The organism is Bacillus sp. JZ109, from assembly GCF_053903135.1.
Genome location: NZ_CP096388.1, coordinates 2,692,453 through 2,714,693 on the forward strand (window position 1 = coordinate 2,692,453; position 22,241 = coordinate 2,714,693).

The 22,241-nt window shown below is 45.5% G+C and carries 24 protein-coding genes, 1 pseudogene, 2 riboswitches and 1 other annotated feature; of the genes and pseudogenes, 7 read left to right on the forward strand and 18 right to left on the reverse strand.

What is annotated here, in order from left to right:
* Positions 1 to 2: 2 nt before the first annotated feature.
* The gene (rsbRB, locus tag M1D94_RS14135; RefSeq protein ID WP_003232560.1) at positions 3 to 836 is read right to left on the reverse strand and encodes an RsbT co-antagonist RsbRB; all 834 of its coding nucleotides are present in this window, start codon (positions 834 to 836) and stop codon (positions 3 to 5) included.
* 222 nt (positions 837 to 1,058) lie between these two features.
* Here rsbRB and isp point away from each other — a divergent pair, with 222 nt between their 5' ends.
* The 3 genes from isp to guaD all read left to right on the forward strand — a co-directional run bounded on the left by isp (position 1,059) and on the right by guaD (position 5,364).
* Positions 1,059 to 2,018: a serine protease Isp gene (gene isp / locus M1D94_RS14140; protein ID WP_003232562.1), complete on the forward strand. Its 960-nt coding sequence runs from the start codon at positions 1,059 to 1,061 to the stop codon at positions 2,016 to 2,018.
* A 131-nt stretch (positions 2,019 to 2,149) separates the two neighbouring features.
* Positions 2,150 to 2,305, forward strand: a riboswitch (SAM riboswitch).
* A 127-nt stretch (positions 2,306 to 2,432) separates the two neighbouring features.
* The gene (gene metE / locus M1D94_RS14145; RefSeq protein ID WP_032725563.1) at positions 2,433 to 4,721 is read left to right on the forward strand and encodes a 5-methyltetrahydropteroyltriglutamate--homocysteine S-methyltransferase; all 2,289 of its coding nucleotides are present in this window, start codon (positions 2,433 to 2,435) and stop codon (positions 4,719 to 4,721) included.
* 172 nt (positions 4,722 to 4,893) lie between these two features.
* A complete protein-coding gene (gene guaD / locus M1D94_RS14150; RefSeq protein WP_038829040.1) occupies positions 4,894 to 5,364 on the forward strand; it encodes a guanine deaminase in 471 nt (156 codons plus the stop codon).
* 48 nt (positions 5,365 to 5,412) lie between these two features.
* On the opposite strand, the pseudogene M1D94_RS14155 reads toward guaD, so the two are convergent.
* Positions 5,413 to 5,601: pseudogene (locus M1D94_RS14155) on the reverse strand (hypothetical protein).
* A gap of 15 nt (positions 5,602 to 5,616) precedes the next feature.
* Positions 5,617 to 6,027, reverse strand: coding sequence for an organic hydroperoxide resistance protein (locus tag M1D94_RS14160; RefSeq protein ID WP_038829042.1), 411 nt, complete (start codon positions 6,025 to 6,027; stop codon positions 5,617 to 5,619).
* A gap of 142 nt (positions 6,028 to 6,169) precedes the next feature.
* Between M1D94_RS14160 and ohrR the strand changes: the two genes are divergently transcribed.
* Entirely contained in the window at positions 6,170 to 6,613 is a 444-nt protein-coding gene (ohrR, locus tag M1D94_RS14165) for an organic hydroperoxide resistance transcriptional regulator OhrR (RefSeq protein ID WP_014476587.1), read from the forward strand.
* A 30-nt stretch (positions 6,614 to 6,643) separates the two neighbouring features.
* On the opposite strand, the gene M1D94_RS14170 is transcribed toward ohrR, so the two are convergent.
* The 9 genes from M1D94_RS14170 to M1D94_RS14210 all read right to left on the reverse strand — a co-directional run bounded on the left by M1D94_RS14170 (position 6,644) and on the right by M1D94_RS14210 (position 13,610).
* Positions 6,644 to 7,069, reverse strand: a complete 426-nt coding sequence (locus M1D94_RS14170; RefSeq protein ID WP_003232574.1) for an organic hydroperoxide resistance protein — start codon at positions 7,067 to 7,069, stop codon at positions 6,644 to 6,646.
* Positions 7,070 to 7,194: 125 nt separating this feature from the next.
* Positions 7,195 to 8,442 (reverse strand): glutamate-5-semialdehyde dehydrogenase, encoded by a 1,248-nt coding sequence (proA, locus tag M1D94_RS14175; RefSeq protein ID WP_014476586.1) that lies wholly within the window; start codon positions 8,440 to 8,442, stop codon positions 7,195 to 7,197.
* A gap of 11 nt (positions 8,443 to 8,453) precedes the next feature.
* On the reverse strand, positions 8,454 to 9,551 hold the full coding sequence (gene proB, locus M1D94_RS14180) for a glutamate 5-kinase (RefSeq protein WP_017695098.1): 1,098 nt from the start codon (positions 9,549 to 9,551) through the stop codon (positions 8,454 to 8,456).
* Between the two features lie 52 nt (positions 9,552 to 9,603).
* Positions 9,604 to 9,814 (reverse strand) — a binding site (T-box leader).
* Between the two features lie 87 nt (positions 9,815 to 9,901).
* Positions 9,902 to 10,804, reverse strand: coding sequence for a formyltetrahydrofolate deformylase (purU, locus tag M1D94_RS14185; protein ID WP_021479442.1), 903 nt, complete (start codon positions 10,802 to 10,804; stop codon positions 9,902 to 9,904).
* 70 nt (positions 10,805 to 10,874) lie between these two features.
* Positions 10,875 to 11,192 (reverse strand): multidrug efflux SMR transporter subunit YkkD, encoded by a 318-nt coding sequence (ykkD, locus tag M1D94_RS14190; RefSeq protein WP_015252242.1) that lies wholly within the window; start codon positions 11,190 to 11,192, stop codon positions 10,875 to 10,877.
* The gene (ykkC, locus tag M1D94_RS14195; protein WP_003232583.1) at positions 11,192 to 11,530 is read right to left on the reverse strand and encodes a multidrug efflux SMR transporter subunit YkkC; all 339 of its coding nucleotides are present in this window, start codon (positions 11,528 to 11,530) and stop codon (positions 11,192 to 11,194) included. The genes ykkD and ykkC overlap by 1 nt, the downstream gene beginning before the upstream one ends.
* A 77-nt stretch (positions 11,531 to 11,607) precedes the next feature.
* Positions 11,608 to 11,719, reverse strand: a riboswitch (guanidine-I (ykkC/yxkD leader).
* A gap of 32 nt (positions 11,720 to 11,751) precedes the next feature.
* A complete protein-coding gene (locus M1D94_RS14200) occupies positions 11,752 to 12,270 on the reverse strand; it encodes a GNAT family N-acetyltransferase (protein ID WP_021479443.1) in 519 nt (172 codons plus the stop codon).
* Complete coding sequence (locus M1D94_RS14205; protein WP_049139777.1) at positions 12,260 to 12,787, reverse strand: DinB family protein; 528 nt, start codon at positions 12,785 to 12,787, stop codon at positions 12,260 to 12,262. The genes M1D94_RS14200 and M1D94_RS14205 overlap by 11 nt, the downstream gene beginning before the upstream one ends.
* A 91-nt stretch (positions 12,788 to 12,878) precedes the next feature.
* Positions 12,879 to 13,610: a DUF421 domain-containing protein gene (locus M1D94_RS14210; protein ID WP_015715759.1), complete on the reverse strand. Its 732-nt coding sequence runs from the start codon at positions 13,608 to 13,610 to the stop codon at positions 12,879 to 12,881.
* Positions 13,611 to 13,758: 148 nt separating this feature from the next.
* Here M1D94_RS14210 and M1D94_RS14215 point away from each other — a divergent pair, with 148 nt between their 5' ends.
* Positions 13,759 to 13,983, forward strand: a complete 225-nt coding sequence (locus M1D94_RS14215) for a hypothetical protein (RefSeq protein ID WP_032725555.1) — start codon at positions 13,759 to 13,761, stop codon at positions 13,981 to 13,983.
* Positions 13,984 to 14,059: 76 nt separating this feature from the next.
* On the opposite strand, the gene hmpA is transcribed toward M1D94_RS14215, so the two are convergent.
* Positions 14,060 to 15,259, reverse strand: coding sequence for an NO-inducible flavohemoprotein (hmpA, locus tag M1D94_RS14220; RefSeq protein WP_038829047.1), 1,200 nt, complete (start codon positions 15,257 to 15,259; stop codon positions 14,060 to 14,062).
* Between the two features lie 240 nt (positions 15,260 to 15,499).
* A complete protein-coding gene (locus tag M1D94_RS14225) occupies positions 15,500 to 16,018 on the reverse strand; it encodes an acyl-CoA thioesterase (RefSeq protein WP_003232595.1) in 519 nt (172 codons plus the stop codon).
* 159 nt (positions 16,019 to 16,177) lie between these two features.
* On the opposite strand from M1D94_RS14225, the gene M1D94_RS14230 reads away from it, so the two are divergent.
* A complete protein-coding gene (locus M1D94_RS14230; RefSeq protein ID WP_003232597.1) occupies positions 16,178 to 17,038 on the forward strand; it encodes a dimethylarginine dimethylaminohydrolase family protein in 861 nt (286 codons plus the stop codon).
* Positions 17,039 to 17,127: 89 nt separating this feature from the next.
* Positions 17,128 to 18,177 (forward strand): 6-phosphogluconolactonase, encoded by a 1,050-nt coding sequence (pgl, locus tag M1D94_RS14235; protein WP_072175407.1) that lies wholly within the window; start codon positions 17,128 to 17,130, stop codon positions 18,175 to 18,177.
* 43 nt (positions 18,178 to 18,220) lie between these two features.
* Here the strand turns inward: pgl and M1D94_RS14240 are convergent, their stop codons facing one another.
* Genes M1D94_RS14240 through M1D94_RS14255 form a run of 4 tightly spaced genes read right to left on the reverse strand, consistent with a single transcriptional unit; the run spans position 18,221 to position 22,166 of the window.
* A complete protein-coding gene (locus M1D94_RS14240) occupies positions 18,221 to 19,210 on the reverse strand; it encodes an ABC transporter ATP-binding protein (protein ID WP_038829050.1) in 990 nt (329 codons plus the stop codon).
* Positions 19,211 to 19,222: 12 nt separating this feature from the next.
* Positions 19,223 to 20,113 (reverse strand): gamma-D-glutamyl-L-lysine dipeptidyl-peptidase, encoded by an 891-nt coding sequence (gene eepC / locus M1D94_RS14245; RefSeq protein ID WP_167569069.1) that lies wholly within the window; start codon positions 20,111 to 20,113, stop codon positions 19,223 to 19,225.
* Positions 20,110 to 21,210: an L-Ala-D/L-Glu epimerase gene (ykfB, locus tag M1D94_RS14250; RefSeq protein WP_456270263.1), complete on the reverse strand. Its 1,101-nt coding sequence runs from the start codon at positions 21,208 to 21,210 to the stop codon at positions 20,110 to 20,112. Before ykfB ends, eepC begins: the two co-directional genes overlap by 4 nt.
* Entirely contained in the window at positions 21,207 to 22,166 is a 960-nt protein-coding gene (locus M1D94_RS14255) for a S66 peptidase family protein (RefSeq protein WP_424935197.1), read from the reverse strand. The genes ykfB and M1D94_RS14255 overlap by 4 nt, the downstream gene beginning before the upstream one ends.
* Positions 22,167 to 22,241: the final 75 nt, after the last annotated feature.

A 22,241-nucleotide genomic window follows, 5' to 3' on the forward strand; every position in this document is an offset into this window, starting at 1 on the left:
TTTTATTGATGATAGTTTAATGCTTGGGCAAGGTTGGTTTTAATGGTAATATTCGAAAAGTCAATCCCCAGCTGTACAGCAGTTTGCGCAATTTCAGGCCTGATTCCTGACAGGGTTGACCGGACACCGATCAGATTAAGCGCCTCAATCAATTTAAAGATCTGGTGCGCCACCATCGTATCCACCACAACAACACCTGACAGATCGATTAACAGATGCTCCACACGTCTTTTCGCACAAGCTTGAAGCGTGTTTTCCAGAATAAACTTCGCCCGTTCGGTATCAATGTCACCGACAAGCGGCAGCAGAGCTGTTGATTTGCTCAGGGTAATGACAGGTGAGCTTAGTTCCAATATCATTTCTCTTTGGGCGTTTAATTGCTGCTTGGCATTCATTTCAGCGTGATCAACGAATGTATAAATGGTGAAATCAAATACTTTTACAATCAAATCTGCCCATTTTTGCTTCTCTCCCGGTTCAAACGCTGATTCATTTTCTTCTGCGAACTTCTCAAAATACTTCGTATATAATCTCCTGTTTCTCATAAACTCCCGAATGACATACTGAACCGGTGTGTCGAGATGTTTTTGATCGTTGGTCAGCTCAATGACCCACTCTTGAAACTCTTCGAGAAATTGTTTTTCCGGTAAAACATACATGTAATTCAGATGCCGGTAAAACTCTCTGTCCTGCTCTTTCAATTCTTCCGTTACTGTTGCATTATGTAGGGCGTAAAGCGAATTCGGATCACTTTCCTCCATCGTTTCAATCCATTCCTCGGCCATTTGTTCCACATGCTCTGAAAAAAATGCATATAATTTTTCATTCAGTTTCATGACACTGCTCCTTTCCCCAACACTATTATAACTTGACTTACAGTTGAATCCCAGTCATACATGTTGAAGCCATCCAATATTTTGAAGATTACTAATTCTTTGGTGTGTATCCTATTTTTTCAAAATGCTTCAAATGGCTCTGTCCGAGCGCTTGCTTTTTTCATATAATATGAGGCAACACCCTTGAATCCACTTGCAAGCATAAAAAAGGAGGGCTTTTTTATGAATGGTGAAATCCGCTTGATCCCGTATGTGACGAATGAGCAGATCATGGATGTAAACGAGCTTCCTGAGGGCATTAAAGTGATTAAGGCGCCAGAAATGTGGGCAAAAGGGGTAAAAGGCAAAAATATTAAAGTTGCTGTATTAGACACGGGCTGCGACACAAGCCACCCTGATTTAAAAAATCAAATCATCGGCGGAAAGAACTTCACGGATGACGACGGCGGCAAGGAAGATGCGATTTCCGACTACAACGGACACGGCACACACGTCGCCGGAACAATTGCAGCTAATGATTCAAACGGAGGCATTGCCGGAGTCGCGCCTGAGGCAAGCCTATTGATTGTGAAGGTTCTTGGCGGCGAGAACGGCAGCGGACAATACGAATGGATAATTAACGGCATCAACTACGCGGTGGAACAGAAAGTCGACATCATCTCAATGTCCCTTGGAGGGCCAAGCGATGTGCCAGAGCTAAAAGAAGCAGTGAAAAACGCAGTGAAAAACGGAGTGCTTGTCGTTTGTGCAGCGGGAAATGAAGGTGACGGCGACGAACGCACAGAAGAGCTTTCCTACCCCGCAGCTTATAATGAAGTGATTGCAGTTGGATCTGTTTCTGTAGCGCGAGAATTATCAGAATTTTCTAACGCAAATAAAGAGATTGACCTTGTGGCACCAGGAGAAAACATCTTATCCACCCTTCCCAACAAGAAGTACGGTAAGCTGACCGGCACTTCAATGGCTGCCCCTCATGTCAGCGGTGCGCTTGCTTTAATCAAAAGCTATGAAGAAGAATCATTTCAAAGAAAGCTTTCTGAATCTGAGGTTTTCGCACAGCTAATCCGCAGGACACTTCCTCTTGATATTGCAAAAACGCTGGCAGGCAATGGCTTCCTGTATTTAACAGCTCCTGATGAGCTCGCAGAAAAAGCAGAGCAATCACATTTGTTGACCCTATAAGATTATTTTTCTTATATAATATACACCACATCATGTAAATAAATATTTCAATTCTATGTTGACAATGAATTTGAATTACTGTTAAGATTACCAACAAATGATTCAACTTTTCAAAAAATTAATAACATTTTCTCTTATCGAGAGTTGGGCGAGGGATTGGCCTTTTGACCCCAACAGCAACCGACCGTAATACCATTGTGAAATGGGGCGCACTGCTTTTCGCGCCGAGACTGATGTCTCATAAGGCACGGTGCTAATTCCATCAGATTGTGTCTGAGAGATGAGAGAGGCAGTGTTTTACGTAGAAAAGCCTCTTTCTCTCATGGGAAAGAGGCTTTTTGTTGTGAGAAAACCTCTTAGCAGCCTGTATCCGCGGGTTAAAGAGAGTGTTTTACATATAAAGGAGGAGAAACAATGACAACCATCAAAACATCGAATTTAGGATTTCCGAGAATCGGACTGAACCGGGAATGGAAAAAAGCACTTGAAGCGTATTGGAAAGGCAGTACTGATAAAGATACGTTTTTGAAGCAAATCGACGAACTATTTTTATCAGCAGTAAAAACACAAATTGACCAGCAGATTGATGTTGTGCCTGTTTCTGATTTCACACAGTATGACCATGTACTCGACACAGCAGTCAGCTTCAACTGGATCCCAAAACGTTTCAGACATTTGACTGACGCTACCGATACATACTTCGCTATCGCCCGCGGAATCAAAGACGCCGTATCTAGTGAAATGACAAAATGGTTTAATACAAATTACCATTACATCGTTCCGGAATATGACGAGAGCATTGAGTTCCGTCTGATAAGAAACAAACAACTCGAAGATTATCGCCGGATCAAACAGGAATACGGTGTGGAAACAAAGCCTGTGATTGTCGGCCCTTATACGTTCGTTACGCTTGCTAAAGGCTATGAACCGTCTGAAGCAAAAGCGATCCAAAAACGCCTTGTGCCATTATATGTACAGCTATTGAAAGAGCTTGAAGAAGAAGGCGTAAAATGGGTTCAAATCGATGAGCCGGCGCTCGTTACCGCCTCTAGTGAAGATGTCCGCGGTGCAAAAGAATTATTTGAAAGCATTACAAGTGAGCTTTCATCCTTGAATGTGCTTTTGCAGACGTATTTTGATTCTGTTGATGCTTATGAAGAGCTGATCTCTTACCCGGTTCAGGGTATTGGCCTTGATTTCGTTCACGACAAAGGCAGAAACCTGGAACAGCTTAAAACACATGGCTTTCCGACAGACAAAGTGCTGGCAGCCGGTGTTATCGACGGACGCAACATTTGGAAAGCGGACCTTGAAGAGCGTCTCGATGCCGTTCTTGATATTCTCAGCATTGCAAAAGTTGATGAACTGTGGATTCAGCCTTCCAGCAGCCTGCTGCATGTTCCGGTAGCGAAACACCCTGATGAGCATTTGGAAAAAGACCTATTGAACGGATTATCCTACGCAAAAGAAAAGCTGGCCGAGCTGACAGCTTTGAAAGAAGGCTTAGTATCAGGAAAAGCGGCGATCAGCGAAGAGATTCAGCAGGCTAAGGCTGATATCCAGGCGCTTAAACAGTTTGCAACAGGCGCCAATTCTGAACAAAAGAAAGAGCTTGAGCAATTAACTGATAAAGACTTCAAGCGCCCGATTCCGTTTGAAGAACGTTTAGCCCTGCAAAATGAATCTCTCGGCCTTCCGCTTTTGCCGACGACAACGATCGGCAGCTTCCCGCAGTCTGCTGAAGTGCGGAGCGCACGCCAAAAATGGCGGAAAGCTGAGTGGTCCGATGAACAGTATCAAAACTTTATCAATGCGGAAACAAAAAGATGGATTGATATTCAGGAAGAATTGGAGCTTGATGTCCTTGTTCACGGCGAATTTGAACGGACAGACATGGTCGAATACTTCGGTGAAAAGCTGGCCGGTTTCGCCTTCACTAAATATGCCTGGGTTCAATCATACGGCTCACGCTGTGTCCGCCCGCCAGTCATTTACGGAGATGTTGAATTTATTGAACCGATGACAGTGAAAGACACAGTCTACGCACAGTCATTGACTTCCAAGCATGTAAAAGGAATGCTGACGGGCCCGGTTACAATCTTAAACTGGTCTTTCCCTCGAAACGACATCTCGAGGAAAGAAATCGCCTTCCAAATCGGGCTTGCCCTTCGCAAAGAAGTTAAAGCGCTTGAAGACGCAGGCATTCAAATCATTCAAGTCGATGAACCAGCGCTGCGTGAAGGCCTTCCATTGAAAACCCGCGATTGGGATGAGTATTTGACTTGGGCGGCAGAAGCTTTCAGATTAACCACTTCTTCCGTGAAAAACGAGACACAAATTCATACACATATGTGCTACAGCAACTTCGAAGATATCGTTGATACAATCAATGATCTTGATGCCGATGTGATTACAATCGAACATAGCAGAAGCCACGGAGGATTTTTAGATTACTTAAAAAACCACCCGTATTTGAAAGGGCTTGGCCTTGGTGTATATGACATTCACAGCCCTCGTGTGCCGTCAACTGAAGAAATGTACAATATTATCGTTGATGCGCTTGCCGTCTGTCCGACTGACCGCTTCTGGGTAAATCCAGACTGCGGATTGAAAACAAGACAGCAGGAAGAAACGGTTGCAGCATTGAAAAACATGGTTGAAGCTGCAAAACAGGCAAGAGCACAGCAGACACAGCTAGTATAATTTGAAAAAACCATCTGCATTTGGCAGATGGTTTTTTTCTATAATACAGCCACAATAGTTTCTTATTTTAGCAAATCCCCCAATTACTTTGTTTATTTTGCACTTTTTTAAGAATGTTCTTTGCATTCTTTTCGGCTATACTAATAACACTCTATTGACAGGAGGGATTGGGATGAATCATGAAACGTTCTTAAAACGGGCTGTCACTCTCGCATGTGAAGGAGTGAATGCAGGAATCGGCGGGCCTTTTGGAGCCGTTATCGTGAAAGACGGAGCCATTATTGCAGAGGGACAGAACAACGTCACAACAAGCAATGATCCGACTGCCCACGCGGAAGTCACAGCTATTCGAAAAGCCTGTAAGGTGCTAGGAGCATACCAGCTTGATGACTGCATTTTGTATACGAGCTGTGAACCATGCCCAATGTGCTTGGGCGCCATCTACTGGGCCCGGCCTAAAGCCGTTTTCTATGCAGCTGAGCACACAGACGCTGCCGAAGCCGGGTTTGATGATTCATTCATTTATAAAGAAATTGATAAACCTGCTGAAGAAAGATCGATCCCCTTTTATCAAGTGACACTAACAGAGCATTTATCCCCGTTTCAAGCATGGCGGAACTTCGCCAATAAGAAAGAATATTAAAAGGATCAGGCATGCGCGGCCTGGTCCTTGTTATTTCTCCAAGTAGCGCTATGCCCTGTGCAAATACAAAACAGCAATCATGCGCGCCGGAATTCAGCTTGGCAGACACCGAGCCAGCCGCCCCCTTCATCTGTAACTTTTGCAGGCTTTAAACGCTGTGATCGCTTCTCTGACGTTTTATCAAAAATCTGTGCCCGCCCCGCATGCTCCGACACCAAAAAAACATCCTGAGAACACTCAGGATGCCGGTCATTATTTTAATTCTAGTTTTACATCAACATTTCCTCTGGTTGCCTTTGAGTAAGGACAGAATTCATGAGCGGCGTTGACAAGCTCTTGTGCCTTTTCCCGATCTAAATCTTTCGTGTTCACAACAAGTGTGACACCGATTTTAAACCCGCCGTCGCTCTCATCCTTCATGAGGCTGACCTGCCCTTCAATCTCCGAATCAATTTCGATATTCTGCTCTTTGGCTACGTGTTCGAGCGCGCCGCCGAAGCATGCAGCATACCCTGCCGCAAAGAGCTGTTCCGGATTTGTGCCAGTTTCTCCTTCTTTTTTGGCATTTGGCATGACAATATCAAAATCAAGAACACCGTCATCTGATGTAATATGTCCTGCCCGTCCGCCTCGCGCGGTTACTTTTGCTGTAAATAGTGCCATATTTCCCAACCTCCTTATTTGTATCTAGTTGTTATATTTCCCTTTCTGATCTTTTTAAACATGCTATGTTTGCCGAGAATAGGAAAAGTGAGGTTTTTCAGATACAATAGAATCGAATGACAAAAAAGAGTTGGTGAACAAAATGGAAAATAAATTTGATCATATGAAATTGGAGAATCAGCTTTGTTTTTTGCTATATGCGAGTTCGCGGGAAATGACAAAGCAATACAAGCCGCTGCTTGATAAGCTGAATATAACATACCCTCAATATTTGGCTTTGCTTTTGTTATGGGAACATGAAACGCTTACTGTCAAAAAAATGGGCGAACAGCTGTATTTAGATTCAGGAACGCTCACTCCGATGCTTAAACGAATGGAACAACAGGGTTTGATTACGAGAAAAAGATCTGAAGAGGATGAGCGGTCCGTGTTGATCAGCCTGACAGAGGACGGAGCGTTATTAAAAGAAAAAGCGGTTGACATTCCAGAGACAATTCTGGGGCTCTCAAAGCAGTCTGGGGAGGATCTCAAACAGTTAAAATCCGCTCTATATACATTGCTGGAAACACTTCATCAAAAAAATTGAGGATGCCTTGTACAGGCATCCTCTTTTTATTTATTCAGCAACTTCAAGTGTCACATCAATATTTCCGGAGGTTGCTTTTGAATACGGGCAGACGCCGTGCGCTTTTTTCACAAGCGCCTCCAATTCTGATGCACTGACTCCTTCTCCTTTTACTTGCAGCGTCACACCCAGCTTATAGCCCTGGTCCGCTTCATCCTTTAACAGGCTAACATTCGCTGTAACCTCTGTCTCTACTTTTACCCGTTCTGTTCTTGCGACAAGCTGCAGGGCACTGTCAAAGCAAGCTGCATAACCTGCTGCAAACAGCTGCTCTGGATTTGTCGCTTTTTCTAATTTCTTGGCTCTCGGTGTCCCCGGCATTGCGACATCAAGCTCAAGAACGCGGTCTGATGAAATGACCTTTCCTTCTCTTCCTCCTACCGCTGAAACAGTTGCTGTAAATAATGGCTGACTCATTTTTCATTCCCCCAATACGTTTTATACAATTAAATTGTACACAATTAAATTTGAAATGTCAATTTTTCTCGTATAAAAAAGCTTATCTCGTAATGAGATAAGCTTTTTTATTGAACATTGCCCCGCTATTCACGGATTTGCCCAGTTCCTTTAATGATGTATTTTGTAGAAGTCAGTGCAGGAAGCCCCATCGGTCCTCTTGCATGAAGCTTTTGCGTGCTGATGCCGATTTCGGCTCCGTAGCCGAATTCAAAGCCGTCGGTAAAGCGGGTTGACGCGTTATGATAGACCGCGGCAGCATCGACAGCCGTTTGAAAATATGCCGCGTTTTTGTCATTTTCAGTTAAAATCGCTTCTGAATGATTGGTGCCGTATTGTTGGATATGCTTCACAGCTTCTTGGACGTTTTCAACCGTCTTTACACTGAGGACAGGCGCTAAAAATTCGGTTTCCCAATCTTCTTTTGATGCTTGTTTGCTTGAAGGATGAAGTTCACACACCAATTCATCACCCCGAATTTCAACTCCCGCGTTTTCCAGCTGGTCCAGCAATTCTTTCCCGTGCTGTCTTGCCCAAGCCTTGTGAATCAGCAATGATTCAATCGCGTTGCATACGGAAGGGCGTTGCGTTTTGGCATTTACGACAACCTTTTCTGCCATTTGCGGTTTGGCTGTTTCGTCAATGAATATGTGGCAGTTTCCTGCTCCCGTTTCTAATACAGGAACTGTTGATTCTCTCACAACGAGATCAATCAGTTTCTTGCCTCCGCGCGGAATCAATACGTCTAAGCCATCATTTAACGTAAAGAGCTCTTTTGCTGTCTCTCTGCTCGTATCCTCAATCAGCTGCACAGCGTGAATCGGAAGCGCTGATTGCTCAAGTGCTCTGTGAATGACACTGACGAGCGCTTTGTTGCTGTGGATGGCTGAGGAGCTTCCCCGCAGCACAACCGCGTTCCCTGTCTTCAGGCAAAGGGTAGCCGCATCAACTGTGACGTTTGGCCTCGCCTCATAAATCATTCCTACGACACCGAGCGGCACACGGATTTTTTCAATAAACAGGCCGTTTTCTTTTTCAATCGTTTCAAGAGAGTCGCCGATTGGGTCCGCTAAGTCGATTAAGAGCTCCACCGCGTCCGCGATATCGCGTATCCGTTTCTCATCCAGTGTGAGACGGTCAATGATGTCCGGTGTTAAACCATTCTCTTTTCCGTTCTCAATGTCTTTTGCATTCTCCGCCAAGAGAAAATCAAGTTCTTTGCGGAGTCCGTTTGCAATGAGGCTGAGCGCCTCATCCTTCTCGGCTGTTGTTTTCATGATCATTTCGGCTGCTGCTTCTTTCGCCAGCTTCGCTTTTACAGAAACTTCACTCATTTTTCCGCCTCCTAGTCGTTTACATTGACCCAGTCATTCCTATGAATAACCTCAAACGTTTTCTCAAAATCAAGTTCGTCACTGCGTTTTCCTTTGGCTTCCATAATCTCCTCAGAGGAGTAATGGGTTTGGCCTTTGCCGATCACGCCGCCCGGTCCCCTGACTTCCACGACCGCCCCTTTCGGAAAGCTTCCGTTCACACCCACAACGCCAGCGGGCAAAAGGCTGCTTCCATTATGGATCATCGCCTCCTCGGCACCCGCATCAATGATAATTTCTCCCGATATCGGCGAGTGGAACTGAATCCACTGCCTTGTGTTGTTAACCGAAGATAGTTCTTTGTCTCCGATATAAGTGCCGTCTCCCCTGCCGTCCAAAATGTCCGCAAGTTTTTGCTCTCCGCTGCCAGTTCCAATGAATACTTTCACTCCCAGAGACAGCGCGGTTTGTGCGGCTAACAGCTTTGATTTCATTCCGCCGGTGCCGACCTTTGATCCAGCTGAACCTGCATATCCAAGCAATTCAGGCGTGATCTCCGGCAAATAATCAAATCGTTTCGCCTCAGGATTTTCATTTGGATTGGCATCATACAGTCCGTTAATGTCGGTGAGAATCATGAGCTGGTCCGCGTGAATCAATCCGCTGACTAACGCAGAAAGCATATCATTATCTCCGAATGTCAATTCTTCAACAGACGTAGAATCGTTCTCGTTGATAATCGGAATGACGCCGCGTTCCAATAATTCCATTATCGTAGCATACGCGTTTCGGTACCGTTCTCTTTTCGAAAAATCATTTCTCGTTAAAAGGATTTGTCCCGGAGTCAGTGAGTATTGTTTAAATTGATTCATATATTGCTGCATTAACAGTGTTTGTCCGACCGCGGCCGCCGCCTGTTTTCCTTTGATGGTAACGGGACGAGATGGATAACCGAGGCTGGAAAACCCCGCCGCTACGGCACCCGAGGTAATCAGAATCATTTCATGCCCCGCTTTTTTTAACACGGAAATCGCCTGAACATGCTCTCTGATTTTTGCCTCATCAATGCTTCCTTTGCTATTCGTGAGCGAACTGCTTCCTATTTTCACTACTATTCTTTGTTTTTTCATTTATTCTCCTCCGCGGCTCTTCTACAATAAAAAAACCCATTTCATCCTGATTCATAAGGACGAAATGGGTTTCCGTGGTACCACCTTGATTGAACGCGCTTGTGCACGCTCCGCTCTCCTGTAACGCCAGGTTATGCGCCTAGGTTTTCCCCCTAGGACTCCAAGGCAGGTTCGGCAGGTTTCATGCGGCAAAATGTTTCAGCGATTCATTTTGCTCTCTGTCACAGAAAGGTCTGCTTACTAATCCTCTTCAACGCTCAATGATTTTTTTATATTATGCAAAGAAAAAAGACACTTGTCAAGGTTTTTTGTCATCAAAAATAGCCCGCATTGCGCGGGCCTCTTGCAGTCTAGTTAAAGACGATTGTTTTATTTTCATGAACGATGACACGGTCTTCCAAATGCCATTTCACAGCACGGGCAAGCACGCTGCGCTCAATTGTTCTTCCGATGTTTTTCAGCGCTTCCGCATTATCGCGGTGGTCCACACGCTCAATATCCTGTTCAATGATCGGCCCTTCATCAAGATCGTTTGTCACATAATGAGATGTCGCACCGATCAGTTTCACGCCGCGCTCGTAGGCCCGTTTGTACGGATTCGCACCGATAAAAGCTGGCAGGAATGAATGGTGGATATTGATGATGCGATTCGGATGAGCCGAAACAAAATCAGGAGTTAGAATCTGCATATAGCGTGCGAGAACGATGACATCAACATCGTACTGCTCCAGCAGTTCAAGCTGCTTCTTTTCGACTTCCGCTCTGATGTCTTTGTTCGCTTTCATATAGTGGAATGGAATGTTCAGGCGCTCAACCAGCTCTCTCGCTTCCTCATGGTTACTGATGACAACAGCGATCTCCGCCATCAGGTTGCCGGTTTGCCATTCCCAAATCAGCTCATGCAGGCAGTGGAGCTCCTTTGAAACGAAAATGGCGACACGCTTCAGTTCGCTCGCCAAAGTTAAGCTCCATGTCATGTCGAATTTTTCCGCAACAGAGGCAAACGCTGCCTGAAGTGATGTTTTTTTCTCACGAATGCCTGCGCAGTCGAATTCGATTCTCAGGAAGAACCGGCCGCCTTCAGGGTCTGTCGTATATTGATTTGATTCTATAATATTGGCACCGTGTTCAAATAAAAACGCGGAAACTGCAGAGACGATACCCGGCTGATCGGGGCAGCTGACCAAGAGCCGCCCTTTATCCTCATTTCCGTCACGGTATTCGTCCAACCGCTGAGTCATATATGATTTCATGAATAATCCCTCTTATCTTTGTAAGTCTAAACTATTTATCCATTATACTGAAGATTTGATAAAAATCAATTTATGACAGAATTTTTAAACCAACTGCTGAGCATAAAATCAACGCGATAAAGAAGATCCGTTTGGCGTCTTTCTGCTCCTTGTAAAAGAGGATGCCGATAAGCGCCCCGCCGGCGGTGCCAATTCCTGTCCAGACCGCGTAAGCCGTTCCCATCGGAATGGTTTCCATTGCGTACGACAGCAAGGAAAATGAAGCGGCAAAACCAACAATGATCAACAGCACCCATTTCACGCTTTTTTCTTTCGCATATTGATTCATAAGGGCCACGCCGGCCATTTCTAAACAGCCCGCGCACAATAAACTGATCCAGTGCAGCATTATGCCTCGCCTCCTTTTTCCTCTGTCTCATCCTGTGTCACAAGCTTCAACCCGATTACACCGATTAAGAGCACGCCAATTAACAATAGCTTCGGCCATCCAACCGGTTCATGAAAGAGAACGATTTCACTAAGTACTGTTCCCGCTGTGCCGAGCCCGGTAAAGACGGCATACACGGTACCAACAGGCAGACTGTGAGTCGCCTTCATTAGAAGGTAAAAGCTGAATATGATGCCGATGGCAGTGCCGCTCCATGTTAAGGCTGAGTCAGCGTGCTTTAAGCCTATCACCCAAACAACCTCGAAAACAGCGGCAAGCACGACCAATCCCCATTTCATTTTGAGTCATTCCTTTCTATCTATTAGGATTCTCCGAAAACAAAAAAACCCCGGACAGTCGTCTCACATGAGATTGACTCTCCCGGGCTTTTTTCCCTCCGTGTGCATACGCGCTTCTATTTACGCGTATGTGTTTTCTCTCGGACCAGTCCATGTCAATTGACATGCGGAACCCTAGAAAACTTTACATGATATCATGATACTAAACTCATCTCTATCTTTCAATTGTAAGATTTTCTTTCATATACCGCGATCGGTTTATTCCATTTTCTGATCGTTTTGCTGTAATGCATGCCGATTTTCTCCGCTACCCGTATGGACGCTTTGTTACCTGGATCAATCAAAGCCGTCATTTTGCCGAACTGCCGCTCGTTAAAGCCATAGTCCAGACAGGCCCGAGCCGCTTCTTGGGCATAGCCGTTCCCCCAGTGGCGGCGGGCAAACATATAGCCAATTTCCATTACGGTTTGATTTTCGATCTGCTGGGGAACGATGCCGCATTGCCCCAAAAACTCCCCTGTCCGCTTATCTTCGGCGATCCACAGACTAACGCCGTACCCTTTTTCATTTCGTTGGTTCCAATTGACCCACTCGCGGGTTTGCCTCTTATCTTTTAAACCGGAATAATATTTCATGACGTCAGGATCATTAAAAAGCAGCCCAAACAAAGTGGCTTGATCCCGATCTTCCATACAGCGCAAACGAATTCGATCAGTCACAAGCTTCGTTTTAGCGTTCATATTTCGCCACATCCTGCTTCCATTCTTTTTTGAGAGCTTCAATATGTGCCTGATGATAGCGGTTATGATCTGCCATATGCCAAATTCCCCATCGTATCGTCGCGGTGTCACCTTCAAAAGAAAGCGGCTGGTTCAAAGCATTTTCAGTTAAAGTGAAGCATACCGATTTCAACTCCTCAACTACATGCTGATGTCTTTTCAGGAGTTCATCTAAGTCTGGCTGATTCACCGGTTCAGGCAGCCGTCCGCTTTCATCTGTCATCGGGCCGTATGCCTGTTCAATATGGTCCGGTATCCGATTTTCCTTGATACGCCAGACCCATCTGATATCAACATTTGTGATATGGTGCAAAAGCTGAGCCGTGCTGTTTTTTGTTTGGCAGCGCCCCTTATAGTAAAGTTCACTGTGTGTCATATGGCTTACGATGGAAGCCAGACGGAGACTGTTTTCTTCCACTGCGGAATACAGCAAACTGACCGTTGGCGCCATGTCGTTTCTTATGGATAAGTCCTTCATGTTCAGTTCCCCTCCTAACTAGGTACATTTGACACCAAACAAAAATTCCCTTTAAAAAAGAAAAAAGCTCTCATTACAAGAGAGAGCCATCTTAATTGTTATTTCCCGGTTTATATAAGTAAGGATCATGCTGCGGTTCATTAGCGGTATTTAAATCAAGGGATATATCACCGCGTGCATTCATCGTGCCAAGGGTAATCGAAGACAGCAGTTTGGGGCTGTACCCTTTTTCCTCAAGCTTCTCAAACAGCCAGGATCGGTTTTTTTGGAGATATTTCAAATTATGATCAAGGATTTCGCCATCCAGTATGAGCGGAATCGGGATAAAATTCCGTTCAGCTTCCATATTCAAATCCCGCACCTGCACCGCTCTCGCTTCCTCTTTCGGGATGACGCTTACTTCTCCCGTTTCTTCAATGATAGCAAGATCAATGTCAGCCGGGTCGGCATAGCCCTTTTCCCTCAGCTTTCCAAGCAGCTCATTAACAGTCAGCCTTTCTTTACGAAGGCCGCGTTCATCAATATCCCCGTTTCGGATTAGGACAGTCGGGCTCACGACCAGGAGCCATCGCCATTTATTAGATAAAGAGAGCTTGCTCATGATAAGATAAAGCACCAAAAAAGCACCCGCATAATAAATTGACATCGGCAGCTTGGATGTAAGGATCGGCTCACTGATAATGGTTCCGATTGCGAAGGTCAAAAGCAGATCAAAATTGTTCATTTGTGACACAGCTTTTTTACCTGCAAGCCGAAACAAAATATATGCAATCGAAAATACGATAACTGGCTTCAGTAAAAATACCCATACCATCCATAACACCGATCTTTACCTCCATCCGCTGGTCATATTGAGCCTATTGTGCCCCGTGGCAGGCCCGCTATGCATCAGTGTCTAAATAGGCGAACGTGCACATCGCCTGAACATAACATAATAGAAAGTGACACCGATTGGAGGCGCAATACGCAATATGAAAAATCAGAAGTCGAATACCCATTGGCCCTTTGATCTGCCATTGGCTCCCCAACCCGCGGGCTACCAGCAGCAAACAATTGACAGGCTGGCCGGTTTGGAGCTAAGGATGGAGCAACTAATTAGAGCGATTGAGGTAAACAATGAATTACTGAGAACAATGCAAGAACAGCAAAACCGTGTATGCACAAATGGCGGCGGGTCTGTGATTGTCCGGATGTAGAAACCGGCGCTTGTCTACCTTCTTATATCTCAATAAAAAACTCTTCTCTGAAAGGAGAAGAGTTTCATGTATGTGTTCAAACGGACTGCGCCAAACTTAATTGCGGGCCGAATAGCTCGTAATGGATAGATTCCGGCGCTGATCCGAGCTCTGATACAAGCTTATGCATTGCCGTAATAAACGACGATGAACCGCAAATATAGTAATCCGCATCTGTGTTGGCAATCAGTTCTTTGAGGAATTGCTGATCAATCTGTCCTTCATGAAAATGCAGATCACCTGCACGGTCTTCCTCTGTCGGCTCGCGATACACAAATGCTGTTTTAACAGCAGAATGTTTTGCTGCTTCTTCTACTTCATGGCGCAATGCATGATATTCACTGTTTTTCGCCGCATGAATGAACAGAATTTGCCGTTCAGGCTGTTTGGAAACAGATGTTTTAAGCATGCTGATCATTGGTGTAATGCCAACTCCGGCACTGATCAAAACGAGATCTTTTTGTGATGCATGATCTAAAACAAAGTCCCCTGCCGGTGCGCTGATCTCTATTGAATCTCCCTCCTGCAGCCCATCGTGTAAGTAAGAAGACACGACACCATCTTTCTTCACTGAAATTCGATAATAGTCTTTTCCCGGCATATCAGACAGGCTGTACTGGCGGATATGCGTATATTCAGAATCAGGAATCCGCACTTTGATGCTGATATATTGCCCTGCTTGGAATTCAGGTAACGGCTTGCCGTCTTCCGGTTTCAAATAGAAGGATGTAATTTCTTTGCTTTCCCGCTCTTTTTTTGCGATAACGAATGGCTTATACTCCTTCCAGCCGCCGGCTTGCTCTTCAGCCTGTTCATACATGTCTTTTTCAATTCCGATGAACGCGTCAGCAATGACTCCGTACGCTTTTTCCCATGCCTGCATAATGTCAGGAGTTGCAGCGTCTCCCAATACATCTTTAATCGCAATCAGCAAATATTTACCGACGATTGGGTAGTGCTCAGGCTTAATTCCGATACTGCGGTGCTTGTGGCCGATTTGTTTGACAACCGGAATGATGTTTCCTAATTGGTCAATGTTTGCCGCAGCTGCAATAACGGCATTTGCCAGTGCAGTTCGCTGTGTTTTTTTCTTTTGGTTTGTTTGATTAAAAATGTTCAAAAGCTCTGGATGGTCTTGAAACATCCGATCGTAAAAACGGCCAGTGATTGTTTCTCCATGCTGTTGCAATACGGGTACAGTGCTTTTAATAATTTCGATTGTTTTGTTATCTAACATTTTATAAACAATCCTTTCGAAAAGATGTATTCATAATATATCTTTAAAATACATGATCTTACGAATAAAAGATATATCTAAAATGAATCTTTAATAAAGTTGTCACAAAATTATCAATTTAACATGACATTTGTTGCTTTTTTATAGAATCCCCTAGCAAATACGGACTAACCATTGCAATAATCACCATTGAAAAGTACAAAAAAAAACCCAAAACAACTTATGTTTTGGGTTTAACGTTCACCAAGGCTTATCAGTTCCAAGCGCATTTGCAAGCGCCTGGCTGTGTTTCTTGCGGTTCTTACGTTCATTAGCACGCTGTACAGCTGTATTATGCAGCATGATTTCTTCTTCTGTTTCCGGTACAACCCTCGGTACAGGCACCGGCTTGCCATTTGAATCTAATGCGACAAATGTCAAAAAGGATGTGGCAGCGAGTTCCCGTTCGCCAGTCATCAAATGCTCCTTAATAACTTTCACAAATACTTCCATGGAAGATGTGCCGACCCATGTCACATATGACTCTAGGCAGACAGAATCCTTTTGCCCGATCGGCTTTAAAAAATCTACAGAATCCATTGAAGCTGTTACCGTTTCACGTCTGCAATGGCGCGCCGCTGAAATAGAGGCAATGTCGTCTATGTAGCTCATTAATTTTCCGCCAAACAGCGTATTATGGTTGTTCGTGTCAAGCGGGAACACCCTGCTGGTTTTCACAACCTTTGACTCTTTACAAAATCTTGTTTCCGGTGTTTCCATACCTTTCTCCCCTTTGATGTCTGATCTTTTAGCTAAATGCACTTATATTCTCCTATTAAACAATATTCTCTTCCATTTGTCTAAAATTTAAAATGGTTTAATGATTTTCATGATGAGGGAATAATAAATGTATTCTTCACACTTTAGGAGGAAAAACAAATGGACGTATCCATCCCGAAATCTCAGCACAAAACGGTATGCCGAACGGAATACGGCACACTTCAGAAAGTGATCTTATGCAAACCTGAGCACATGACCATAAAAGATGTTATAAACGAAACACAAAAACATTTTGAAGATGACAATATTCATGTAAAAACCGCTAACGACCAGCACAGCCGCTTAGTGGAGGCACTTAGGTCACACAACGTTGAGGTCGTCCTTTTGCCCGTTCGCGACGGACTACCAGAGCAGGTTTTTACTAGGGACATAGGATTTGTCATCGGAGAAAAAGCCTTTCTGTCAAGCATGACTGAACCGATTCGCCAAGGAGAAGAAGCCGTTATAAAAGATTTTTTTCACAGCCAAGGTATCTCTTACACCCGCATGCTTGATACGAGTATTGAAGGCGGAGACGTCATTATCGATGATGACATTGTCTATGTCGGAATCAGCCAGCGCACCGACATTTCAGCTATCGGCCAGCTGGAAGAGGCACTTCCTGAATATACGATCGTTCCAGTGAAGCTTCATGAAAAATTTTTGCATTTGGACTGCGTATTTAACATTGTATCTGAAAGCGAAGCGTTAATTTATCCACAGGCCATTGAGCCAGATGCAGCCGATATGCTGGCAAAACGTTATGATCTTATTGAGGTGCCCGAGGACGAACAATTTACGCTTGGCACCAACGTCCTTTCAATCGGAAAAAAAACGATCATCAGTCTCCCTGGCAACCGCCATGTCAATCAACAGCTATCGAAAAGAGGCTATCACATTATCGAAATTGACCTGTCAGAAATTATTAAATCAGGCGGCTCCTTCAGGTGCTGCACAATGCCGCTGATTCGAGGCGAATGAAGAATCTTCCCCTTTTTCATGTTTTGAACAGCTTATTTTATCAAGATACGTTAATATAGAGGTGACATCATTTTTAAGGGGGAAATCGCATGACAAAATACATAGGATATGTCGGGACGTATACAAAAGGCGGAAGCGAAGGAATTTATTCATTTGAGCTTGATACTGAGAAAAAAGCACTCAGCGAGCCAAAGCTGGCCGCTAAGCTGGGCAACCCGACATATGTGGCGCCGAATAAAAACAACACCATCCTTTATTCCATCGAAAAAGCAGACGGCCAAGGCGGAGTTGCTACCTATCAAATCGATAAAAACAGCGGCGAGTTGACATTTCTGAATCATCAGTTAATTGATGGCCCTTCGCCATGCCACGTAAGCATTGATGATCAAAATCAATTCGTCCTGACTGCCAATTATCACAGCGGGAAGGTACACGTTTTTCCGGTTCAGGAAGACGGCAGCTTGCAATCACCTGTTTCAGAGGCCGCTCACACAGGAAAAGGGCCGCACGAAAGACAAGAAAAACCGCATACACACTACGCGGGGTTCACACCTGAACACAATTATGTGGTAGCGGTTGATTTAGGTATAGATAAGCTGTACACCTATAAGCTGAAAGACGGCGTGTTGACTGAATCCGGAAGCCATTCCTTCGCTCCCGGTGCAGGACCTCGCCATATCGCTTTTCATCCGAAAGAAAAATACGCTTATGTCATGACAGAATTAAGCAATGAAGTGATTGCGCTTGAATACAACCCGACAGCCGGCGAATTTAGAGAAATCCAAGTCGTTTCTGCCATCCCTGATGATTTTACAGATAACAGCCAGGGAAGCGCAATTCATGTCACGCAGGATGGACGTTTTGTTTATGTCGCAAACCGCGGCCATGACAGTATCGCCGTATTTGAAGTGAATCAATATTCAGGAGAGCTGGCTTTCGTAGAAAGAGTGTCGACAGAAGGAAACTGGCCTCGTGACTTTGTACTTGACCCAACGGAAGGGTTCCTCGTTGCTTCAAATGAAGAAACAGGCAACCTTGTCTTGTTTGAAAGAGACAAAGAAACCGGCCGATTGACACTCCTCCCATCAACGGTTTCTGTCCCTTACCCGGTTTGTGTAAAGTTTTTACATCAAGTATAAAACAAATGGAGTGGCTCTAGTAAAAAGGAGCCACTCTTTTTATTTATCTCACTTTTTCCTTCGTTTCAGCATTTCGATACAAATGGCAAGCGACAAAACGGCCGGGTTCGATTTCTTGAAGCTGGGGACGAGATTCTCCACATTCAGGCATCGCCTCCGGACAACGGGTCCGAAACACGCAGCCGCTCGGCGGATTCACTGGGCTCGGCAGCTCCCCTTTCAAGAGAATACGCTCACGCTTGTCCTCCAATTCGGGATCCGGAATCGGAATCGAGGACAAAAGCGCCTTTGTATAGGGATGAAGCGGTTCACGATACAAGGTGCCGCTCTCTGTAATTTCCATCATGTGCCCTAAGTACATAACACCGATCCTGTCACTGATATGCTTCACCATCGAAAGATCATGGGCAATGAATAATAACGTTAGCCCTTTCTCTTTTTGAAGCCGCTTCAGCAGGTTGACCACCTGCGCTTGAACAGAGACATCAAGAGCAGAAATCGGTTCGTCCGCCACGATAAATTCCGGATTCAGCGACAGTGCTCTCGCAATCCCGATTCTTTGCCTTTGCCCGCCGCTGAATTCATGCGGATAACGGCTGCCAAAATCGGGATGAAGCCCAACTGCCTCAAGCAGCTCGTCCACGACGAGAAGCCGCGCTTTATGGGTATTGTAGAGATTGTGAATCTCCATCGGCTCCAAAATAATTTCTCGAACGGTCATGCGCGGGTTAAGTGAAGCATAAGGGTCCTGAAAAATCATCTGCAGTTTGCGGTTGAAGGCAAACTGCTCTTTTTCACTTAGTGCATGAAGATTTGTGCCGCGGTATGTCACGCTTCCTTCTGTCGGCTGATAAAGGCGCATCAGCACTCTCCCCAAGGTTGATTTCCCGCACCCTGATTCCCCGACTAGCCCGAACGTTTCTCCTTCACGAATCTGAAAGGTGACCCCGTCGACGGCTTTGACTGTCCGCTTTTTCCCTGCGTCAAAATGCATTTTCAGCTGGCTGACCTCTAACAAAGGCAGTGGCGTCATTTGTCTCCCTCCTTATTCTGAAAAACAGCGGCGCACCGCACAAAGTTCTTTTTCATAGATTGTGCCTTTTAATGTAAGGATTTCGATTGATTTTCCTGTCTTTGGAGAATGAAGCATTTTCCCGCCGCCAACGGAGAGACCGACGTGATGAATCGCTCCTTTTCCTTCCTCATAAGCAAAAAACAGCAGGTCACCGGCTTTCATATCATCAAGCGGGACACCCTTCCCCGCCTTAGCCTGATCTCCCGCATCACGGGGGATGCTATATCCATTTGCCTTAAATATACTGTACATAAATCCGGAGCAATCAAACCCAAACCCGCTGATCCCTCCCCACAGGTAGGGAAGGCCAAGGAAAAACGCACCCGTTTGAATGATGTCTTCAGCAGTCCCTTTCTGTTGGCTGACAGGCACTGCATCACTTTGCTTCACAAACCTTTCTCCCAAAACGGTCGAAACCTTAAAATATCCTTTTTCTTCTGCAATAAGGGGGAGAACTGTCAAAAAGCTCAATTCGATCTCCTTTTCTCCATTGCTTTTGTACAAAAAGGCAGCAGGTTTGCTGATCATCACATCGTGTTGTGAATGGATGGGCATAGATTTTTCCAGCTGGTTCTTTTTCATCCAGCCTGGGTATCCGCGCGGATCCTTTCGGGATGGCTGGCTAGGCACGATCACAGAAACCCATTCCCCCTGTTCTGCCATCACAAGTACCTTTTCGCCAAAGAGAACCTGAGTTTGGATTACATTGTCTGTACATAATCCAAGCCGTTCATCATACGTCATGCGCTCCAGCCAGTCTCTGATCCTTACAGTCGGTTGAAGCATGAATTGATCAGACAGACGCGGTGAATCAGGCGCTGTCCAGATGTTGGCCACTGCTGATATGACAGTGTGCATCATTGCTTTTTTTCCCCTTTCAAAAGCGCAGTCCCGGTGATTCCGAGGCCCGGTTTGCCAGGCATCGAAATCGTGCTGCCGCTATATGTTATGCCGCCTTTGAATACATCTGTTTTCAGCATCAGCGGCGCGTCAAAATCAAAGCGTGTGATGTTTCTCTTGCTTGCCGCAAAATGCGCCGCGGCCGTAATGCCCAGCTTCGTTTCGATCATGCTGCCGACCATACACTCCACCCCGCAGGCCTCCGCCATGGCATTAATTTTCTCTGCTCCGCTGATGCCGCCTGCTTTCGTCAATTTAATATTGATCAAGTCTGCGCTCCGGGTTTGCAGAACTTCGAACGCCTGGCGCGGTGTAAAAACACTTTCATCAGCCATAATCGGCGTATCTGTTGCATCTGTCACCTTTTTAAGCCCAGCGAGATCATCTTTATGGACAGGCTGCTCGACAAGCTCAATGCCTAGACCCGCATCCTCCATTTTCCGAATGGCAGTTACCGCTTCCTTCGGCGTCCACCCCTGATTAGCGTCTAAACGCAGTTTCACAGCTGATCCGACACGTTTTCTGATTTCCTGGATACGGGCGATATCAGTTGCAATATCATCTTTTCCGACCTTTATTTTCAGCGTTTGGAAGCCTTGTTTGAGATAATTCTCGGCATCAGCTGCCATCTCTTCAGGTGAGTTGACACTGACGGTATAGTCTGTTTCCAGCGTATCCCGGTATCCGCCAAGCATTTGATAAAGCGGCAGCCCGCACATCTGCGCCCAGCCGTCGTATAGCGCCATCTCTACAGCAGCCTTCGCGCTCATATTTCCTGTAAGAAGATGCTGGATGTCGTGCAGAATGGCCTCACAGCCGGACAGGCTTTTTCCAAGCAATGCCGGTTTCAACACATGGTGAATGGCACTTTCAATGCTATCCATGCTGTCTCCTGTAATCACTAACGTCGGGGGTGCTTCTCCCCATCCGACTGCACCGCTGTCATAAGTAATCCTTACTATGACTGATTCAGCCGTATACACAGTGCGAAGCGCGGTTTTAAACGGCTTTGTCAGTGGAACGGCGATTCGGCTTGTTTCGATTCGAATGATTTTCATGTCTTCAGCGCCCCTTCTGAAACCCCCGCCTCTATTACGACTGTTTTTTCTGCTGTATACATAGCAGCTTTCGCACCGATCGGAACGGCAATGCTTGGGGAGCAGTGGCCGATTTTAAATCCTCTCAGAGCAGGCCTGCCCGCAGAAATAATATAGTCTTCCAGCACCTGCTCAAGCGAGAGAGACTTCTCTCGCTTCACCGGGACACAATTGTGAAAATCACAAACTAGAATTCCCGCAGCGTCCGTCAGCTTCCCCGCCATTTTCAGCTGATTCAGCATCCGGTCGATTTGATAAGGCTCCTCGTCAATATCTTCAATAAACAGAAGCTTTCCTCTCGTATCAATTTCAAATGGCGTGCCCAGTGTAGACGTCAGCAAAGACAGATTTCCCCCGACAAGCTCGCCTTCCGCTTTTCCAGGAACAAGTGCGGTCAGCGGAGAAAGCTCTTCTGTATAGGTGAATTCCGTCTCCTGGAAGAGCTGCTTATATGACGCTTTTGTCAGCGGGTGAACGTCGTCAAGGCCAATATCCGAGCTGAGCATTGGGCCATGGAAGGTGACAAGACCTGTGTTTTGATGAATGGCAGTATGTAAAAACGTAATATCGCTGTATCCCCAAAAGATTTTAGGGTGTTTGCGGATCAAGCTGAAATCAATGCCCGCGGCGATACGTCCTGTCCCAAAACCCCCGCATGCGCACAACACTGCTTTTACCTCCTCTTCTCTGAACATCTCATGGAGATCTGCCAGCCGCTCATCATCCTGTCCCGCTAAATAGCCGTGCTGGTTTTTCAGCGCCTTGGCCAGCTTCACCTGAAGACCGAGCTCTTCTAAAAATAAAAGCGCGGTGTCAAGCTTTTTTGGATCCGGCGGACTTGCGGGCGCGATCACTCCGACTGTATCACCCTTTTTCAGCGCTTTCGGCTTGTAATTCAACGAAAACACTCCTTTCATTTGCTCTGCACCCTACGTATACGTGCAAGAAAGAGAAAAAATACCGCTCCTTCGCATAAAGAAGCAGTATTTCCT

Excerpts from the sequence above, each read along its gene's own strand:
- ykkD (WP_015252242.1), bottom strand. The coding sequence starts at position 11,192 with ATGCTGCACTGGATCAGTTTATTGTGCGCGGGCTGTTTAGAAATGGCC.
- ykfB (WP_456270263.1), bottom strand. The coding sequence starts at position 21,210 with ATGAAAATCATTCGAATCGAAACAAGCCGAATCGCCGTTCCACTGACA.
- hmpA (WP_038829047.1), bottom strand. The coding sequence starts at position 15,259 with ATGTTAGATAACAAAACAATCGAAATTATTAAAAGCACTGTACCCGTA.
- proA (WP_014476586.1), bottom strand. The coding sequence starts at position 8,442 with ATGAGTGAAGTTTCTGTAAAAGCGAAGCTGGCGAAAGAAGCAGCAGCC.
- rsbRB (WP_003232560.1), bottom strand. The coding sequence starts at position 836 with ATGAAACTGAATGAAAAATTATATGCATTTTTTTCAGAGCATGTGGAA.
- isp (WP_003232562.1), top strand. The coding sequence starts at position 1,059 with ATGAATGGTGAAATCCGCTTGATCCCGTATGTGACGAATGAGCAGATC.
- M1D94_RS14200 (WP_021479443.1), bottom strand. The coding sequence starts at position 12,270 with ATGAACGCTAAAACGAAGCTTGTGACTGATCGAATTCGTTTGCGCTGT.
- proB (WP_017695098.1), bottom strand. The coding sequence starts at position 9,551 with ATGAAAAAACAAAGAATAGTAGTGAAAATAGGAAGCAGTTCGCTCACG.
- M1D94_RS14215 (WP_032725555.1), top strand. The coding sequence starts at position 13,759 with ATGAAAAATCAGAAGTCGAATACCCATTGGCCCTTTGATCTGCCATTG.
- ykkC (WP_003232583.1), bottom strand. The coding sequence starts at position 11,530 with ATGAAATGGGGATTGGTCGTGCTTGCCGCTGTTTTCGAGGTTGTTTGG.
- M1D94_RS14205 (WP_049139777.1), bottom strand. The coding sequence starts at position 12,787 with ATGAAGGACTTATCCATAAGAAACGACATGGCGCCAACGGTCAGTTTG.
- eepC (WP_167569069.1), bottom strand. The coding sequence starts at position 20,113 with ATGATGCACACTGTCATATCAGCAGTGGCCAACATCTGGACAGCGCCT.
- metE (WP_032725563.1), top strand. The coding sequence starts at position 2,433 with ATGACAACCATCAAAACATCGAATTTAGGATTTCCGAGAATCGGACTG.
- M1D94_RS14160 (WP_038829042.1), bottom strand. The coding sequence starts at position 6,027 with ATGGCACTATTTACAGCAAAAGTAACCGCGCGAGGCGGACGGGCAGGA.
- M1D94_RS14240 (WP_038829050.1), bottom strand. The coding sequence starts at position 19,210 with ATGACGCCACTGCCTTTGTTAGAGGTCAGCCAGCTGAAAATGCATTTT.
- purU (WP_021479442.1), bottom strand. The coding sequence starts at position 10,804 with ATGAAATCATATATGACTCAGCGGTTGGACGAATACCGTGACGGAAAT.
- guaD (WP_038829040.1), top strand. The coding sequence starts at position 4,894 with ATGAATCATGAAACGTTCTTAAAACGGGCTGTCACTCTCGCATGTGAA.
- M1D94_RS14225 (WP_003232595.1), bottom strand. The coding sequence starts at position 16,018 with ATGGAAACACCGGAAACAAGATTTTGTAAAGAGTCAAAGGTTGTGAAA.
- ohrR (WP_014476587.1), top strand. The coding sequence starts at position 6,170 with ATGGAAAATAAATTTGATCATATGAAATTGGAGAATCAGCTTTGTTTT.
- pgl (WP_072175407.1), top strand. The coding sequence starts at position 17,128 with ATGACAAAATACATAGGATATGTCGGGACGTATACAAAAGGCGGAAGC.
- M1D94_RS14230 (WP_003232597.1), top strand. The coding sequence starts at position 16,178 with ATGGACGTATCCATCCCGAAATCTCAGCACAAAACGGTATGCCGAACG.
- M1D94_RS14255 (WP_424935197.1), bottom strand. The coding sequence starts at position 22,166 with ATGAAAGGAGTGTTTTCGTTGAATTACAAGCCGAAAGCGCTGAAAAAG.
- M1D94_RS14170 (WP_003232574.1), bottom strand. The coding sequence starts at position 7,069 with ATGAGTCAGCCATTATTTACAGCAACTGTTTCAGCGGTAGGAGGAAGA.